The sequence below is a fragment of the Rhodoplanes sp. genome, assembly GCF_013377085.1.
Taxonomy (GTDB): Bacteria; Pseudomonadota; Alphaproteobacteria; order Rhizobiales; family Xanthobacteraceae; genus Rhodoplanes.
Genome location: NZ_JACAAX010000011.1, coordinates 96,037 through 113,530, shown reverse-complemented (window position 1 = coordinate 113,530; position 17,494 = coordinate 96,037). Strand labels below are relative to the sequence as shown.

Sequence of the window (17,494 nt, the reverse complement as noted above, 5' to 3'; positions counted from 1 at the left end):
CCGGCAGCGATGGCCGTGGACCAGGGTCCTGAGACGCTGGCGCAACGCCTCGTGCGGGCGCCGCTTTCGGCCGACCCCGAGGCGGCCCGCAAGGCCGTCGACGACTGGCTCGCCGGCGCCGGCGAGGCCGGGGCGGTGTTCGCCGGGCTGGCTGCGGCGCAGCCGTTGCTGCGTCCCCTGACCGAGGCGCTGGCCGACGGCTCGCCCTTCCTGTGGGAGCTGATCCGGCGCGATCCGGCTCGCTTCGTCACGCTGCTTCGCTCCGATCCCGCCACGCGGCTGCGCGAGCGTATGTCGGAGACCTTTCGGGCGGCGGCGCAGAGTCGGGACGACGCCGAGGTGATGCGGCTGCTGCGCCGGCTGAAGGCCGAGTCGGCGCTGCTGATCGCGCTCGCCGACATCGGCGGCGTGTGGCCGCTGGAGCACGTGACCCGGGCGCTCAGCGACCTCGCCGACACGGCCGTGCGGGCGGCCGTGCGCCATCTGCTGCTCGGCGCCATGCGGGCCGGCAAGCTGGTGCCGCCAGACCCCGACCATATCGAGGAGCACTGCGGCTACGTCGTCTTCGCCATGGGCAAGATGGGGGCGCACGAGCTCAACTATTCGAGCGACATCGACCTCATCGTGTTCTTCGATCCGACGGCGCCGCTGGCGCCCGGCATCGAGCCCGCGCTCCTGTTCGTGCGGCTGACCCGCACGCTGATCAAGCTGCTGCAGGAGCGCACCGAGGACGGCTACGTCTTTCGGGTGGACCTTCGCCTGCGCCCGGATCCGGCCTCGACCCAGGTCGCCGTCTCGGTGCCGGCGGCGCTCGGCTATTACGAGAGCATCGGCCAGAACTGGGAGCGTGCCGCCTTCATCAAGGCGCGGCCCTGCGCCGGCGACCTCGCCCTCGGCGGGCTTCTGCTGAAGGAGCTGACGCCGTTCGTCTGGCGCAAATATCTCGACTTCGCGACGCTCGCCGACGTCCACGCGATGAAACGCCAGATCCATGCCTACAAGGGCCATGGCGACATCGCGGTCGAGGGCCACAACGTCAAGCTCGGCCGCGGCGGCATCCGCGAGATCGAGTTTTTCGTGCAGACGCAGCAGCTCATCGCCGGCGGTCGCAACCCGGTGCTGCGCGGGCGCGAGACGCTGGCCATGCTGGACGTGCTGGCGGACGGGCAGTGGATCGCGCCGGAGGCGGCGACCGAGCTGGCCCGCGCCTACTGCTTCCTGCGCGAGGTCGAGCACCGCCTGCAGATGGTCGCCGACGAGCAGACCCATAATCTCCCCTCCGACCGGCCGGCGCTCGATCGCTTCGCCCGTTTCCTCGGTTTCGAAGGGCGCGACGGCTTCGCGCAGGCGCTGCTCACCGAGATGCTTGTCGTGCAGCGCCATTACGCGGCGCTGTTCGAGGACGCCGCCGCGCGTGCGGCCGAGCAGCGCGGCCTTTCCTTTCCGCCCGATCGCGACGAGAAGGAGACGCTCGACAAGCTCGGCGCCATGGGGTTCCGGGCGCCGCTCGAGGTGTCGACCACGGTACGGCGCTGGCTCTCCGGTGCGCCGCGCGGCCTGCGCGGCGAGACGGCCCGCAACCATTTCGACCAGCTCGTGCCGATGCTGCTCGACCAGCTCGCCAGCTCGGAAAATCCCGACGGCGCCGTGCTGGCCTTCGACCACTTCCTGAACGGCCTGCATGGTGGCGCGCGGCTGTTCGCCCTTCTCAATCAGAACCCGGATCTGGTCGCCCTGGTCGCCCTGCTGCTCGGCACCGCGCCGCGGCTCGCCGACATCCTGGCGGCCCATCCGCAGGTGATGGACCCGCTGATCGACCCGGCCTTCTTCGGCGCGCTGCCCGACGCGGCGCGGCTCGATGCCGAGCTCGAGCGCTCGCTGGCGCAGGCGCGCTCCGACGAGGACTTCCTCGACCGCGTGCGGCTGTTCGGCCAGGAGCACATGTTCCTGATCGGCGCGAGAATCCTGTCCGGCACCGTCTCGGCCGTGCAGGCGGGCGATTCCTTCGCCGGGCTCGCCGACGTGGTCATCAAGGCGTTGCACCGCTCGATCAGCAAGAGCTTCACGGCGAGCTACGGAAAGCTCGCCGGCGGCGAGAGCGCCGTGCTGGCGATGGGCAAGCTCGGCGGCCGCGAGATGACGGCCTCGTCCGATCTCGACCTGATCGTCATCTACGACTTCGACGAGTCCCGCCCGGAGTCGGACGGTCCCCGCTCGCTCTACGGCAGCCAGTACTATGCGCGCTTCACCCAGCGGCTGATCAACGCGCTCACCACCCAGACCAATCACGGCCGGCTCTACGATGTCGACATGCGGCTGCGCCCGTCCGGGCGCTCCGGGCCGGTCGCGACGTCGCTGGCCGCCTTCCGGGATTATCAGCGCACCGAGGCGTGGACCTGGGAGCATCTCGCGCTGACGCGCGCCCGCGTGGTGTCGGCGTCGCCGGCCTTCACGGTCGCGGTCGAGCGGGCGATCCGCGAGGTCTTGTGCGTGCCGCGCGACGCCACGGCGGTCGCCGGCGACGTCGTCGAGATGCGCCGCGCCATCGCCACCGAGAAGGGCGACGACGACCGCTGGAACCTCAAATACGTCGCCGGCGGGCTGATCGACATCGAGTTCATCGCCCAGTACCTGCAGCTCGTCCATGCGGCGACGACGCCGGCGATCCTCGACACGTCGACCATAAGGGTGCTCGACAAGGCGGCGCGCCACGGCCTGCTGCCGGTCGAGGAGGCCGAGGTGCTGCGCCCGGCGGCGCGCCTCTTCCACGACCTCACCCATGTGCTGCGGCTGTGCCTGGGCGGCCCGTTCAAGCCCGAGGCGGCCGGCGCCGGCCTGCTGGCGCTGCTCACCCGCGCCGCCGACGTGCCCGATTTCCCCAGTCTCGAGGCGCACCTGTCCGACACCCAGGAGCGGGTGCGGGCGAGCTTCGTGCGGATTTTGGGCGAGGAGCCGTAGCGGGCCGGCGCGGCTACGCCGCGCTGGTTGATCAAATACGGCCCTTGGTACTCGGGAGCGAGGCTCTGACGAAGAAGGTCGTCCGGTCGAGGTCGAACTCGAGGCCCTTCGCCGAGACATGGAGGAGCGCGGCCGGGATGTCGGGCCGCTCCATGAAACCGTAGCGCACCATGATGCGGTAGAAGCCCTTAGGATCGCGGTTCGGGGGGCGCCGACAGGTCCAGCCTTCGGTCGCAGCGCGATCAGCGGCCGGCCGGGTTCAGCGCTCCGGCAATCCGGCCGCGATCATCTGCTGGATGATCCGTTCGGCTGTTGCGACATAGACCGGACTGGCATTCTTGGTCGGCGGCGCGACATTGAGCGCCGTCGTGCCGGGCCGCAGCCGCAAGCCCTCCCGCATGGCGGCGCGGGCCTCTTCGGTGCGGCCGGCCTGCTGGTAGGCTGCGGCGAGCAGCATGTGCGAGCGCCCGGTTCCCGGCGTGATGGCGATCGACCGCTCGATCCATGGCGCCGCCTCCGCGCCGTGGTCCAGCATCAGGTTCGCCCATCCGGCGCCGAGCAGCCATGTCCAGCGCGACACCGGCGGCGTGTCGAAACGGTCGGCCTGCCGGAAGGTCGCCAGCGCGTCCTCGAAGCGGCCCAGGTGAAGCTGCCCCAGCCCGACGAGGTAGAGGGCGAGGCCGTTCCACGGATCGAAGCTCAGCGCCCTTGCACAGGCCACGAGGCTTTCGGCGAAGCGATTGGTCGCGCTGAGAAAGCGGCAGTAGGTCTCGAGCACGGGAATCGAGTTGGGCTTCGCCCGCAGGGCGCGCTCCAGGATCGCGCCGGCCGTGCTCTCCGCCGCGCGCGCCTCCTCCGGGCCGTACCAGACCATCTGGATACCGCGCAGTTGAAGCGCAGCCAGCGTGACCTCCAGGTCGACATTGCCGGGGTCGGAAGCGAGCGCCTTGTCCAGCATCGTCTGCGCCGTGGCGAAGCGCTCGCGGGTCGTCTGGTTGATCGAGGCGACGGCCTGCTCGATCGCCACCTTGGCCTGGCCGGCGTGCGCGCTGCCGCGCGCGGGCGGCTCCCCACCGGAATCGAGAAGAGCATTGAGGCGGCGCGCCAGCAGGTCGCCCGCGCCGGCGGCCAGCCGCGACTGCTGGAGCGGCAGGTCCGCCGCGTCGACGCCGACCGACACCGTGGCGACGGCTTGAATCTCGCCGGTGGCGGGCTTGATCATGCGCGCCCGCAAGGTCCACGCCTGCGGGTTTCTTTCGAGTTCGCCCTGGATCAGGACATCGGCCTGGACGGGTCGCGCCGACGCCGGCTCGGGCGCCGCAGCCGCAGCTTTGGTCTGCGGCGCCAGCACGCGGATATTGTCGATCCTGGCCAGGCCGTCGGTCAGGCGGTCGGTGACGCCGGCCGCCATCGCGGCACCCTGGCGATCCGGGCTCGTGTCGACGATAGGCATCATCGCGATCGTCGGCGGCGTCCGTCGGAAGATGGCGTCGGGCCGCAAGACCGACGCCGCGACGGCGATTCCGACGACCGCGCAAAGCCCCGCCAGCGCGCCGACCGCCGCCGGCACGGGCCAGAACTGGCGCCACCGCGATTTCGCGCGTGCGGGCACGGCTCCCGCATCGGCTTGCCCCGCATCGGCTTGCCGCGCACCGGCTTGCGGCTCGTTCGGCATGCCCGGAGCCGGCCCGGACGGTTCGGCCGGGGTTGCACCACCGTCGGCCGGCTCGACCGAGACCGCGGCCGTGAACAGGTAGCCGCGGCCGGACACGAGCTTGACCACCTGCCGCGTGTCGTCGCCCAGCGCCGCCCGGATCTCGCGGATGCACTGGAACAGGTTGTCCTCGCCGACATGGACGTTCGGCCAGACCGCCTCCATCAGCTCCTGCTTGCTGAGGATCCGGCCCGCATTGGCGACGAGCAGCCGCAGGATATCGAAGGTTTTCGGACGCAGCTTCACGGCGCCGCCGTCGGCGCCGCGCAGCTCCGCCCGGTCGGGGTCGAGTCGAAAGCCGTCGAACCGAAGCATGTCCCACCGTCCGGAGCCTGTTCGGACCCGAATGCCGCGCGCCAATCCAGCATGAGTGTGGCTCGACGGTAACTAGCCCGGTCCGAAAAGGCAAATTTCAGGGAAATTTCAGAACCGCATTCGCGCCCTTTCAGGACTTCGCGAGCGCCGTTTCCCACCATCGCGATGCCGCCGGGCCTTCCCGGGGGCCGGAACCGAGGTCCGCCCTGTCCCCTGTCAGGGGCGGCGGGCCCGAGATGGCGAACGGGGAGGCCCGGCGGTGATCAATATCGAACAACAGAACGAGCGGCGGCGGCGCGTGCGGGCCGCCCTGCTGGCGTCCTCGGCATTAGCCATGGCCGCGGTGATGCCGCCGACGGGTCCGGCGCGGGCGCAGGACGCGACCTGGCTCGCCAATCCGGGCACCGCCGACCTCAACACCGGCACAAACTGGAGCACGGGCAGCGTGCCGACCGGCACGGCGTATTTCGACACCTCGGCCACAACGGCGCTGACCATCAACAACAACGCAACCTTGGGCGGCTGGACGTTCAATGCGGGGGCATCGGCCTACACGTTCAACTCCAGCGCCACGTTGCAATTTAACGGCGCCGGCATTGCCGTTAACGGCGGAAGCGTCACCATCAACAACATCGATTTGCTGACGTTCTTGGGCAGCAGCACGGCCGGCAGCGCCACCATCACCACCAGCAACGAGCTGGACTTCTACGACACCAGCCTGGCGGGTACTGCCACTATCACCAACAACTACATGCTTTACTTCAACGCCTCCAGTTCGGCCGACCACGCCACGATCACCAACAACCGCACGCTCAACTTCTTCGGCAACGCTACGGCCGGACTCGCCACCCTTACCAACAATGGCGGTGGAACGGTCGATTTCTCGAATACGACGGGGCCCAACGGCGACCACAAGGTCAGCGCGGGTTCGATCGCCGGGGCCGGCAATTATATCCTCGGCGCCAACGAACTGACGGTCGGCAGCAACAATCTCTCGACCGAGGTGAGCGGCGTCATCTCCGGCAGCGGCTCGCTGGTCAAGACCGGCACGGGCACACTGATACTGTCCGGCGCCAATACCTATACCGGCGGCACCACCATCAGCGGCGTCGGCAGCGAACTGTGGCTTGGCAATACCACCGGTGGGGTTGGCTCCATTCTGGGGGCGGTCACCGTCGGTAGTGGAAGCTTGTTCAAGATCGTCAACGCCAACACAAGCGGCATCACGACGATCACGAACGATGGCCTCACGATTTTCTACAACAACAGCACGGCAGGCAGCGCCACCATCACCACCAACAACAACCTGTTGTTCACCAACAGCAGTTCAGCCGATCATGCAACTATCACTAACAATGCCGACCTGGATTTCTACGGCTCAAGTTCGGCAGGCAATGCCGTCATTACAAACAACCACACACTGAATTTCAACAACACCGCCACGGCTGGCAATGCCACCATCACCAACAATGCCAACCTGGGTTTCTACGGCTCGGCGGGCAGCGCCACCATCACCAACAATGCCAACCTGAGTTTCTACGGCTCAAGTTCGGCGGGCAGTGCCACCATTACCAGCAGTAACGCCGCCGTTCCTATCTACATAAATTTCTTCTCCAGCAGCACGGCTGGCAGCGCCACCATCACTAATGGCAATAATTCTTATCTGAACTTTTTTGATAATAGCACGGCGGGGAGCGCCAGCTTCACCAACAACTCCTATATGTACTTCAAGAGCTTCAGCTCTGCCGACAACGCCGCCATCGATAACACCAACGGTACGACGTTTTTCTACAACATCAGCACGGGCGGCAACGCAAAGATTACCAACAGTTCCGGCGGCAAGACCTATTTCTACGAGAACTCTACCGCCGGCAACGCGCAGTTGATCAACAACGCGGCAAACGCTGCCTTCGATTTCTCTTACGGCTCCGGCCCGAATGGCGACAACAAGGTTTCGGCCGGCTCGATCGCGGGCAACGGCACGCTCTCTCTCGGCGCCAACGCGCTGACGGTCGGCTCCAACAACCTGTCGACCACGTTCAGCGGCGTGATCGCCGACGGCGGCGCCCATGGCGGCACCGGCGCCTCGCTGGTGAAGACCGGCACCGGCACGCTGACGCTCTCCGGCACCAATACCTATACCGGCGGCACGACCTTCGCCGGTGGCACCGTCAGCGTGTCATCCGATGCCAATCTCGGTGCCGCGGCCGGCGGCCTCACTTTCACCGGTGGCACCTTGCAGGTCGCTGGCACGACCTTCACCTCGACAGCGCGCGCCATCAGCCTGGGCACAGGCGGCGGCACATTGGAGATCGCCAGCGCCGCCAACACGTTCGCGCTCAGCCAAGCTTTGACCGGCACCGGCGGCCTGACTAAGACCGGTGCCGGCACGCTGACCCTGTCCGGGACGAATACCTATACCGGTGCCACCACGGTCAACGCCGGCAATCTGACCATCGTGGGCAGCATTGCATCGAGCACGGTGACCAACAACGCCACGTTGGCCTATGCCAACAGCGCCTCGGCCGGCAGCGCATCGATCACTAACAACGCCGGCGGCACGATCGAGTTTAACGACACCAGCACGGCCGGCACTGCATCGATCGTCAATAACAATCAGTTGACGTTTTATGGCAACACGACAGCCGGTAGCGCCGTCATCACCAACTCGGGCACCGTGCTGTTCGACGGCAACTCGACGGCCGGCAGCGCGCAACTGATCAACAGCGGAAGCGGCGCCGTCGTCAACTTCTGGACCCCCGGCCCGGCCAGCGACGGCCGAATCACCGCCGGCTCGCTCGCCGGCGGCGGCCGCTTCGACCTCAACAGCGCAGAACTGACGGTCGGCAGCAACAATTTGTCGACCGAGGTGACCGGCGTGCTGACCGGCGACGGGCTCACGACCGGAACTTCGCTGATCAAGACCGGCACCGGCACGCTGACTTTGTCGGCGACCAACACCTACACCGGCGCGACCGTCGTGAACGGCGGCACGTTGAGCGTCGACGGCTCGATCGCCGCCTCGAGCGGCGTGACGGTGAACAATGGCGCGACGCTCGGCGGCGCCGGCATCGTGCCGACGACCACGATCGCGGGCGGCGGTACGCTCGCGCCCGGCAACTCGATCGGCACCATCACGGTCGCCGGCAACCTCACCTTCGCGGCCGGCTCGACCTACCGGGTCGAGGTGTCGCCGACCGCGGCCGACCGCACCGATGTCACCGGCGTCGCGACCCTGTCCGGCGCGACTGTGCAGGCGGTGGCGCTGCCCGGCAGCTTCCGCTCGCGGACCTACACGATCGTCAACGCGGCCGGCGGCTTCGGCGGCACGCAGTTCGCCGGGCTCACCGTCACGGGCAGCTTCGGCTCCGGCGTGCGCAATCCGCATCTCGCTTACGATCCCACCAACGCCTATCTGGTGCTCGATCCGGGCACGCTGGTGCTGCCGCAAGGTGCGAGCGGCAACCAGACCAACGTCGCCTCCGGCATCAACAGGGCGGTCGAGAGCGGCGCGACGCCGCCGGCCGGCTTCGACGTGCTCCTGAACATGAGCGGGCCGCAGCTCGGCCGCGCGCTGAACCAGATTTCGGGCCAGCCGGGCGCCGCCGGCACGCAGGCATCGTTCACCGCCATGCAGCAGTTCATCACGCTGCTCGATCCGTTCGCCGCCAATCCGGGCAGCGAGCGCGGCGTGAGCGCGTTCACCGAGGAGGAGGACGCGCTCCCCTATGCCGCGGGGGACAAACGCAACGCCAAGGTCCGCGAGGCTTACGCCGCGGTGACGCCGCGCGACCGCTCGTTCGACGGTCGCTGGGGCGTATGGGCCTCCGGCTACGGCGGATCGAGCACGGTGAACGGCAGTGCCAGCACCGGCACCAGCACCACCACCAGCCGCGTCTACGGCACCGTGGTCGGCGCCGATTATCGCGCGTCGCCGGACACGCTCGTCGGTTTCGCGCTCGCCGGCGCGGGGTTCAACTTCTCGCTGTCGGACGGGCTCGGCAGCGGCCGTGCCGACCTGTTCCACGCCGGCCTCTACGGCCGGCGCGGCATCGGGCCGGCCTATGTCGCCGCGACGCTCGCCTACGGCTGGCAGGACGTCACCACCGACCGCTCGGTGATGGTATCGGGAACCGACAAGCTGACCGGGACCTTCAAGGCCAGCACGTTTGCGGCGCGCGCAGAAGCGGGCTGGCGCCTCTCACCGTGGCCCGCGACCACGTTCGGCGTGACGCCCTATACGGCGCTGCAGGTCACCAGCTTCCATCTGCCCGGCTACACCGAGAGCGCGGCCGCCGGCAGCGACCAGTTCGCCCTCGCTTACGCCGCGCAGACCACGACCAATCTCCGCACCGAGCTCGGTGCGCGCGTGGACAAGGGCATTCTGGTGGGCGCCGGCCTGCTGACGCTGCGCGGCCGGCTCGCCTGGGCGCACGATTCGAACACCGACCGGCCCGTCACCGCGGCCTTCCAGGCGCTGCCCGGCGCGAGCTTCACGGTCGACGGCGCACGGCCGGCCGCCGATTCCGCGCTGCTCACCGGCGGCGCCGAAATGAAATGGCTGAGCGGCTTCTCGATCGCCGGAACCTTCGAAGGCGAATTCTCCGGCAGCACCAGAAGCTATGCCGGCAAAGGCACGGCGCGATACACATGGTAGAATGCCCCCACCGTCGCGGGGCATGACGGCGGACCTGTTGCACGTCCGGTCTCGGGGACCGTGCGCGGCGACGAGCGAGGTCGGCGTGACAGCCTCGCGGGCTAGATCTCCACCTGCGTTCCCAGCTCGACCACCCGCTCGGGCGGGATGCGGAAGAAGTCCGTCGCGCTGACGGCGTTGCGCATCATCCAACTGAAAAACAGCTCGCGCCACACCGCCATGCCGGGCGGCAGCCGCGGCAGCACGATCTCGCGGCTGACGAAGAAGGTCGTCCGCTCCAGATCGAAGTCGAGGCCGTGCTCGGAGACGTCCCGGAGCGCGGCCGGAATGTCGGGCCGCTCCATGAATCCGTAGCGCACCAGGATGCGGAAGAACCCCTTGCCGAGATTCGTCACCGTGGTCCTGTCCGTCTCCTCGAGGAACGGGATCTCGGCCGTGGCCACCGTGACCAGCACGTTGCGCTCGTGCAGGATCTGGTTGTGCTTGAGATTGTGCAGCAGCGCCGAGGGCACGCCCTCGGGCCGGCTGGTGAGATAGACGGCGGTGTTCTTCACGCGGAGCACGCTCGGCTCCTTGATGCGCAGGAACTCGTCGAGCGGCATCGTCTTGTTGGCCATCGCGTCGAGCAGCAGCACGCGGCCGCGCTTCCAGGTGGTCAGCGTGATGAAGGACGTGGCCGCGATGGCCAGCGCGAACCAGCCGCCTTGGCCGATCTTGATGGTGTTGGAGGCGAGGAACAGCGTGTCGATCAGCAGCAGCGTCCCGAGCAGCGGCAGCGCCACCCATTTGGGCCACTTCCACACCTTCACGGCGACGAACGAGATCATGATGGTGCTGATGATCATGGTGCCGGCCACCGCGATGCCGTAGGCGGCGGCGAGATTGCTCGAGGACTGGAAGAAGACGACGAGCCCGATCACGGCGAAGAACAGCGTCCAGTTGGTGAAGGGCACGTAGATCTGGCCGGCCTCGCTCGACGAGGTGTGCTTGATCTCCATACGCGGCAGATAGCCGAGCTGCACGGCCTGGTGCGCCACCGAGAAAGCGCCCGAGATGACGGCCTGGGAGGCGATCACGGTCGCCGCGGTGGCGAGCACCACCAGCGGGAGGAGCAGCCAGTCCGGCGCCAGGCGATAGAACGGGTTCTCCAGCGTGGTGGGGTCGTGCAGGATCAGTGCGGCCTGGCCGAAATAGTTGAGCACCAGCGCCGGCAGCACCAAGGCGAACCAGGCGAGCCGGATCGGCACGCGGCCGAAATGGCCCATGTCGGCATAGAGAGCCTCGCCGCCCGTCACGGCGAGGAAGATGGCGCCGAGGGCGAGAAAGCTCTGCCAGGGATGCCGGATGATCAGCTCGGCGCCGTAGAGCGGGTTGAGGGCGGCGATCACGGTCGGGTCGTGCAGGATGTTGACGATGCCGAGCACCGCCAGCACCGCAAACCAGACGCACATGATCGGCCCGAACAGGATACCGATCAGCTCGGTGCCGCGCCGCTGGATCCAGAACAGGCCGCACAGCACCCCGATGGTGATCGGGATCACGTAGGTCTTGAGCTCCGGCGCGACGATCTCGAGCCCCTCGACGGCGCTGAGCACCGAGATGGCCGGGGTGATCATGCTGTCGCCGTAAAACAGCGCCGCGGCGAAGATGCCGAGCGCCGTCACCACCGAGGCGAGCCGTGACTTCTTGGTCAGGTCGGTGACCAGGGCGAGCAGCGCCAGGCTGCCACCTTCGCCGCGGTTGTCCGCCCGCATGATGATGGCGACGTATTTCACCGTCACCAGCACCATGATGGTCCAGAACATCAGCGACACGACGCCGAGGACGCTGGCCGGCTCGACCTCCAGCGCATGGCGCCCCGCGAAGGTCTCTTTGAGGGCGTAGAGCGGGCTCGTGCCGATGTCGCCGAAGACGACGCCGATCGCGCCGAGAACCAGCCCATTCATGTTCTTGGACGTGCGACGCGAGGCCATGAAGCCCCTCTGAGTTGGCTGCAGTGGGCGCAGGCTCGGAATGTCCCGGGGACGATATGGCCGGGGATGCTGCGATGCAATAAGGGCAAGCCCTATGGGCTGACGGCGACCCCGGCACTCGCCGCGCAGTCGCAGGTGCGGGCCACGACGCCTTCGAGGTCCGCATAGGTGAGGGCGGCGTCGAAGCGGCGCGCGGCGGCCTGCAGCTCGCCGCTCCGGTTGGGCTCGTGGCGGCTCGAGTCGAGCGGCAGCCGCACCACCACGACGGTGCCTTTGTCGGGGGTCGAGCGCAGCCGCATGGTGCCGCGGTGCAGCTCGACCAGCGACTTCGAGATGGCGAGGCCGAGGCCGGAGCCCTGGTGGCTCTTGGTGAACTGGTCCTCGACCTGCTCGAACGGACGGCCGAGGCGGGCGAGCGCCTGGCGGGTGATGCCGATCCCGGTGTCGGCGATGGCGATCACCACGGCGTTGCCGGTGTATCGCCCGTGCACCCGGATCTCGCCGCCCTCCGGCGTGAACTTCACGGCGTTCGACAGCAGGTTCAGCACCACCTGCTTGACGGCGCGGCGGTCGGCGACGAGGGCGATGCCGGGCGCGATCCGGGCCGTGACCGCGAGGGCCTTGTCCCGCGCGCGCTTGGCGACGACCCTGATCGCCTCGCCGAGGATATGGTCGATCTCGACGGTCTCGAAATCGAGGCGCAGCCGGCCCGCCTCGATGCGCGACATGTCGAGGATGTCGTTGATGACGTCGAGCAGGTACTGGCCGCTCTCGCGGATGTCGCGGCAGTACTCGTCGTAGCGGTCGACGCCGAGCGGCCCGAACAGCCGCGACTCCATGATCTCCGAGAAGCCGATGATGGCGTTGAGCGGCGTGCGCAGCTCGTGGCTCATATTGGCGAGGAACTTCGACTTGGCCTGGTTGGCGTCCTCGGCGCGGGTCTTCTCGACGGCGTATTTCTCGGCGAGCTCGGCGAGCTGGCGGGCCTGCGCCTGCAGCGTCTGCTGCGAGTTGCGCAGGTCGCAGATGGTCGCCATCAGGCGGCGCTCGCTCTCGATCAGCTTCTCCTCGTGGCGCTTGATCTTGGTGATGTCGGTGCCGACCGAGACGTAGCCGCCGTCCTTGGTGCGCCGCTCGCTGATCTGCAGCCAGCGGCCGTCGTCGAGCTGCGCCTCGAAGGTGCGTCCGCCTGCCGCGGTGGCGCCGCTCTCGTTGACGATGGTGCGCACCACGTGCTGGCTGCCGGCCGCCAGCACCGCCTCGTAGGACGTGCCGGCGACGACGGCGGAGTCGGCGAGATTGTAGAGCTCCTGGAAGTTGGAGTTGCACAGCACCAGGCGGTTCTCGGAGTCCCACAGCACGAAGGCCTCGGGCACCGTCTCGATGGCGTCGCGCAGGCGCAGGTCGGCCGCGACCGTCTTCTCGACCAGGCTCTTCTGCTCGGTGATGTCGACCGCGATGCCGATCAGATGCGGGCCGGAGCCGTCGGCCTGGCGGATGATCTCGCAGCGCGCCCGCAGCCACACCCAGTCGCCGCGGGCGTGGCGCATACGGAAGGCACGGTCGATCGCCTTGGTCTGGCCGTCGGCGATCTGGGCGGCCAGTGCCGCGAGGTCGACGTCCTGCGGGTTCACCAGCGCCTCGATGTCCTCGAAGGCGAGCAGCTCGTCTCGGCATTCGATGCCGAGGATGGCGAACATCGAATGCGACCAGAAAATCCGCCCCGAGGCGAGATCCCAGTCCCACAGGCCGCAGCGGCCGCGGTTCAGCGCCGTGTCGATGCGGTGGCGGACGGTGTCGTGGATCAGGTCGGCCTCGCGGGCCCGCATCGCCTGCCAATGGAAGGCGAAGCCGAGGATCAGCACGACGAACCCGGTGGTCGCCGACAGCGTGATGGTCATCGCGGTGTCGGCGCGCCAGGCCGCCAGGGCATAGGCGGTCGGGATCACCACCAGCACCTGGCCGAGTGGAGCGTCGAGTGTCCTCACCGTCGTCAGGCCGGTGCCGCCGTCGGCGAGGTCGCTCTCGATCACGGCCTCACGGCGGCCGAACGGCGTGGCACCGCCGACCGGCGTGGCGAGGTCGGCGATCCGCCGGCCGCGGCCGCGCTCGGGCGGCGTCGAGGCGATCACCATGCCGGCCGAATTGGTGACGAAGACGTCGCGGTCGCGCAGCGCCGGATCGGCGCCGATCAGCGCCGTCACCTCGTCCTGCAGGCGAGTCGGTGCAGCGGTGTGGGCGAGGCGGTCGAGCCGCTCGGCGAGGAGGGCGCCGAGAAGGTCGATCTCGTAGGCCGCAGCCGCTATCGCATGGCGATGATTGTCGCGGATCTGGACGGCCGCGCCGGTCGCGATCGTGATCAGGAAGACGACGATGAGGACCGGAACTGCACGCCTGAGAACCGGTTCCGCCACCAGCAATCGGCGGTACGCCGGCTTGGCGACGGACTGCGCCAGAGCCTTGATGGAATCGGTACTCGCCGACGCGCTCGCACCGTGAGCGGGCGCCATCGCCAGCCTCCGTTCGGGTCAGTCCTGATAATGTCGGAGGATGTGCCGCATCTCCCGAACGGCGGCATTGGAATCGAATATTAACGATTTGTCGAGAGTCCCCGAATCGATTTCGGCCACATTTTTCCGTCGTGAGAAAAACGTACGTAAATCTCGGGATCTAGCGGATCAGACTCAGGCGCGCCGAGGGCGTTCGGCGGGCCGCGGGACTCGTGTGACGCCGTGTCGCTGCGTCGCGACGTTGCTTTGCGTCGATGCGTCGGCTTGCTGCGTCGCGCTGCGTCGCGCTGCGCCGCGTCGTCCAGGATCCGGAGGGTCACGCCGCGCCTGTCGGGCCTCTTGCCGCTCCCACAAGGGGAGAGGGTGAGACCCGAGGAGATCAGCCTGGGCGAGTCTCAACGTTCGCCGAGCGAGCGCTCGACGATGTCGGCGAGGTCGCGCGACAGCGACGCGGCCGCGGCGACCCGCTCGAGCGTCGAGCGCGCCTTGGCGCGGCGGACCGGCTCGAGCGCCCGCCAGCTCCGGAACGCCGTCATCATCCGGGCCGCGACCTGCGGGTTGCGGGCGTCGAGCGCCAGCACGATGTCGGCCACGAAGCCATAGCCGGCGCCGTCGGCGCGGTTGAACTGGGTGTGATTGGCCTGGGCGAAGGAGCCGATCAGGGCGCGCACCCGGTTCGGGTTGCCGAGCGAGAAGGCCGGATGCTCGGCCAGCCCCTGGACGCGGGCCAGCGTGTCGGCGGCCGGGATCATGGCCTGCAGGGCGAACCATTTGTCGATCACCAGCGGGTTGTCCCGGTAGCGCTCGCAGAAATCGGCCAGCGCCTCCTCGCGCTCCGGCGTGTCGTGCAGGCTGAGCGTGCCGAGCGCCGCCATCCGGTCCGTCATGTTGTCGGCCTCGGCATATTGGGCGGCGGCGAGCGAGATGGCGCCGCTGTGGCCCGGCGCGGCGAGCAGGTCGAGGCAGACATTGCGCAGCGCCCGGCGGCCGGCGCTGGTGGCGTCGGGCGAGTAGGGGCCGTCGTCGCGCAGGCGGTCGTGCAGGGTCCGCAGCGTCGGGGCGAGGTCGTTGCCGAGCGCGCGACGCAGCGCATGGCGGGCCAGATAGATCGCCTCCGGATCGACGTCGCGGCCGATGTCGCGGGCGATGTCGCCCTCGGAGGGGATCGCCAGCACCTGCGCCACATAGGCGGGCGCCAGCCGGTCGTCCGCCAGCACGGCCGAGAGCGCATGGACGAGGCCGCCGTCGTGGCGCACCCCGCCGCCGGCCCGGAGCGCCGCGACGTTCTCGATCAGCATCTCGGAAGCGAGCGTCTGCACGGCCTGCCAGCGATTGAACGGGTCCGAGTCGTTGGCGGCCAGGAAGCGCAGGTCGTCGCTGGTGAGATCCGCATTGATCTTCACGGGCGCCGCGAAGCCGCGATTGAGCGACGGCACCACGGCTCCGCCGACGCCCTCGAACACGAAGGTCTCGGCCGGCCTGGTGATCGTCAGCACGCCGCGCTCGACCGGCCCGTGGCCGGCCAGCACCAGCGGCAGGTCGGCGCCGTCCGGCCCGACCAGGCCGAGTGCCAGCGGGATCACCATCGGGGCCTTGGCGGGCTGACCCGGCGTCGGCGGCACGACCTGGGCGATGTCGAGCGACAGCGTCCTGGCCTGCGGGTCCCAGCGGCGCGTCACCGCGAGCTCGGGCGTGCCCGCCTGCGCGTACCACAGCATGAACTGCGAGAGGTCGACGCCGCCGGCCTCGGCGAAGCAGGCGACGAACTCCTCGATGGTGGCGGCGCGGCCGTCGTGGCGGGTGAAATAGAGGTCCATGCCGGCGCGGAACCGCTCGCGACCCAGCAGGGTCTCGAGCATCCGCACCACCTCGGCGCCCTTCTCGTAGACGGTCGCCGTGTAGAAATTGTTGATCTCGCGATAGGTCTCCGGCCGCACCGGATGGGCCAGCGGACCGGCGTCTTCGACGAACTGGTGGCCGCGCAGCACCCGCACGTCGGCGATGCGCTTCACCGGCCGCGAGCGCATGTCGGCGGAGAACTCCTGGTCGCGGAAGACCGTCAGGCCTTCCTTCAGGCAGAGCTGGAACCAGTCGCGGCAGGTGATCCGATTCCCGGTCCAGTTATGGAAGTACTCGTGCGCGATCACGGCCTCGATGCCGGCGAAGTCGGCGTCGGTCGCGGTCTCGGGCGAGGCGAGGATGTACTTGTCGTTGAAGACGTTGAGGCCCTTGTTCTCCATCGCCCCCATGTTGAAGTCGGCAACCGCGACGATGTTGAAGACGTCGAGGTCGTATTCGCGCCCGAACGCCTCCTCGTCCCAACGCATCGACCGATCGAGCGCCTCCAGCGCGTAGCCGGCGCGGTCCTGCTTGCCGGTCTCGACATAGATGGCGAGATCGACTTTTCGTCCGGACATGGTGGTGAATGTCGCGGTCCGGGCGGCGAGCCGCCCGCCGACCAGGGCGAACAGGTAGCAGGGTTTTGGGAAGGGGTCGTGCCAGACCGCGAAGTGCCTTGTGGTGCCGGCGACCTCGCCGGCCGCGACCAGATTGCCGTTGCCGAGCAGAACCGGCGCCTCGTCGCGCTCCGCCTCGATGCGGGTCGTGTAGACGGCCATCACGTCGGGGCGGTCGGGAAAGTAGGTGATGCGGCGGAAGCCCTCGGCCTCGCACTGGGTGCAATAGTTGCCGCTCGAGCGGTAGAGCCCCATCAGCTTGGTGTTGGCGGAGGGGTCGATCTCGGTCTCGACCTCGAGCACGAAGGGGCCGGCCGGCGGCTGCGGTATGGTGAGGCCGTCGGTGGTGGCGCTGTAGGCCGACGCATCGAGCGCGGTGCCGTCGACCATGACGGCAAGCGGCGTCAGCTCGTCGCCGTCGAGCACCAAGGGGGCCGGGCCTCCCGCCTGCGGGTTCGGCCGCAGCGCCAGGCGGGCGCGGATGCGGGTCCTCGTCGGGTGCAGCGCAACATCGAGATCGACCGTGTCGACCAGCCAATCGGGCGGATGGTAATCCGACAGGCGGATCGGGCTGGCTTGTTCGGTTCGCATGGATGTCCTCGATGGCTGCGAGCGCCATGTAATCCTGGTGGCGGCGGAAGTCCAAGGTGGGCGCATATCGCCGCGCGCCGCCGTGGCCAATTCGCCGCAGCACGCGCGCAACGCGTGGATTTGCGCCATTCGACCTTTGTGCTTTATTGCAACTCCGATACCGATCGCAGCGAACGACAGGGCGCCGGCATCCCGTGATGTCGGCCGGAGCGCGCGGCAACCCCGATGGCCGTCCGCTCGGGCAGCTTTCTCCGAGGTGAGGATCCCGCACATCGTGCCTCCGCCGGGCGGCGGATCGGCCAACAAAGCACGGGCCACGG

7 protein-coding genes are annotated in these 17,494 nt (G+C 68.5%); 2 read left to right on the top strand and 5 right to left on the bottom strand.

Going from position 1 to position 17,494, the window contains the following annotated elements:
* Positions 1 to 9 precede the first annotated feature (9 nt).
* The gene (locus HXX10_RS10565; RefSeq protein ID WP_296522176.1) at positions 10 to 2,958 is read left to right on the top strand and encodes a bifunctional [glutamine synthetase] adenylyltransferase/[glutamine synthetase]-adenylyl-L-tyrosine phosphorylase; all 2,949 of its coding nucleotides are present in this window, start codon (positions 10 to 12) and stop codon (positions 2,956 to 2,958) included.
* A 31-nt stretch (positions 2,959 to 2,989) separates the two neighbouring features.
* Here the strand turns inward: HXX10_RS10565 and HXX10_RS10560 are convergent, their stop codons facing one another.
* Positions 2,990 to 3,130 (bottom strand): hypothetical protein, encoded by a 141-nt coding sequence (locus HXX10_RS10560; RefSeq protein WP_296522145.1) that lies wholly within the window; start codon positions 3,128 to 3,130, stop codon positions 2,990 to 2,992.
* 87 nt (positions 3,131 to 3,217) lie between these two features.
* A complete protein-coding gene (locus HXX10_RS10555) occupies positions 3,218 to 4,987 on the bottom strand; it encodes a winged helix-turn-helix domain-containing protein (RefSeq protein ID WP_296522144.1) in 1,770 nt (589 codons plus the stop codon).
* A 259-nt stretch (positions 4,988 to 5,246) separates the two neighbouring features.
* Here HXX10_RS10555 and HXX10_RS10550 point away from each other — a divergent pair, with 259 nt between their 5' ends.
* Positions 5,247 to 9,644, top strand: coding sequence for an autotransporter domain-containing protein (locus tag HXX10_RS10550; protein ID WP_296522143.1), 4,398 nt, complete (start codon positions 5,247 to 5,249; stop codon positions 9,642 to 9,644).
* A 101-nt stretch (positions 9,645 to 9,745) separates the two neighbouring features.
* Here HXX10_RS10550 and HXX10_RS10545 read toward each other — a convergent pair whose 3' ends face one another.
* From HXX10_RS10545 to pepN, 3 genes are all read right to left on the bottom strand, one after another.
* The gene (locus HXX10_RS10545; RefSeq protein WP_296522142.1) at positions 9,746 to 11,617 is read right to left on the bottom strand and encodes a potassium transporter Kup; all 1,872 of its coding nucleotides are present in this window, start codon (positions 11,615 to 11,617) and stop codon (positions 9,746 to 9,748) included.
* 92 nt (positions 11,618 to 11,709) lie between these two features.
* Positions 11,710 to 14,127 (bottom strand): PAS domain-containing sensor histidine kinase, encoded by a 2,418-nt coding sequence (locus HXX10_RS10540; protein ID WP_296522141.1) that lies wholly within the window; start codon positions 14,125 to 14,127, stop codon positions 11,710 to 11,712.
* Between the two features lie 395 nt (positions 14,128 to 14,522).
* The gene (pepN, locus tag HXX10_RS10535; protein ID WP_296522140.1) at positions 14,523 to 17,174 is read right to left on the bottom strand and encodes an aminopeptidase N; all 2,652 of its coding nucleotides are present in this window, start codon (positions 17,172 to 17,174) and stop codon (positions 14,523 to 14,525) included.
* Positions 17,175 to 17,494: the final 320 nt, after the last annotated feature.

Coding starts and splice junctions, on each gene's coding strand:
- HXX10_RS10565 (WP_296522176.1), top strand. CDS start 10: ATGGCCGTGGACCAGGGTCCTGAGACGCTGGCGCAACGCCTCGTGCGG.
- HXX10_RS10560 (WP_296522145.1), bottom strand. CDS start 3,130: ATGGTGCGCTACGGTTTCATGGAGCGGCCCGACATCCCGGCCGCGCTC.
- HXX10_RS10555 (WP_296522144.1), bottom strand. CDS start 4,987: ATGCTTCGGTTCGACGGCTTTCGACTCGACCCCGACCGGGCGGAGCTG.
- HXX10_RS10545 (WP_296522142.1), bottom strand. CDS start 11,617: ATGGCCTCGCGTCGCACGTCCAAGAACATGAATGGGCTGGTTCTCGGC.
- HXX10_RS10540 (WP_296522141.1), bottom strand. CDS start 14,127: ATGGCGCCCGCTCACGGTGCGAGCGCGTCGGCGAGTACCGATTCCATC.
- pepN (WP_296522140.1), bottom strand. CDS start 17,174: ATGCGAACCGAACAAGCCAGCCCGATCCGCCTGTCGGATTACCATCCG.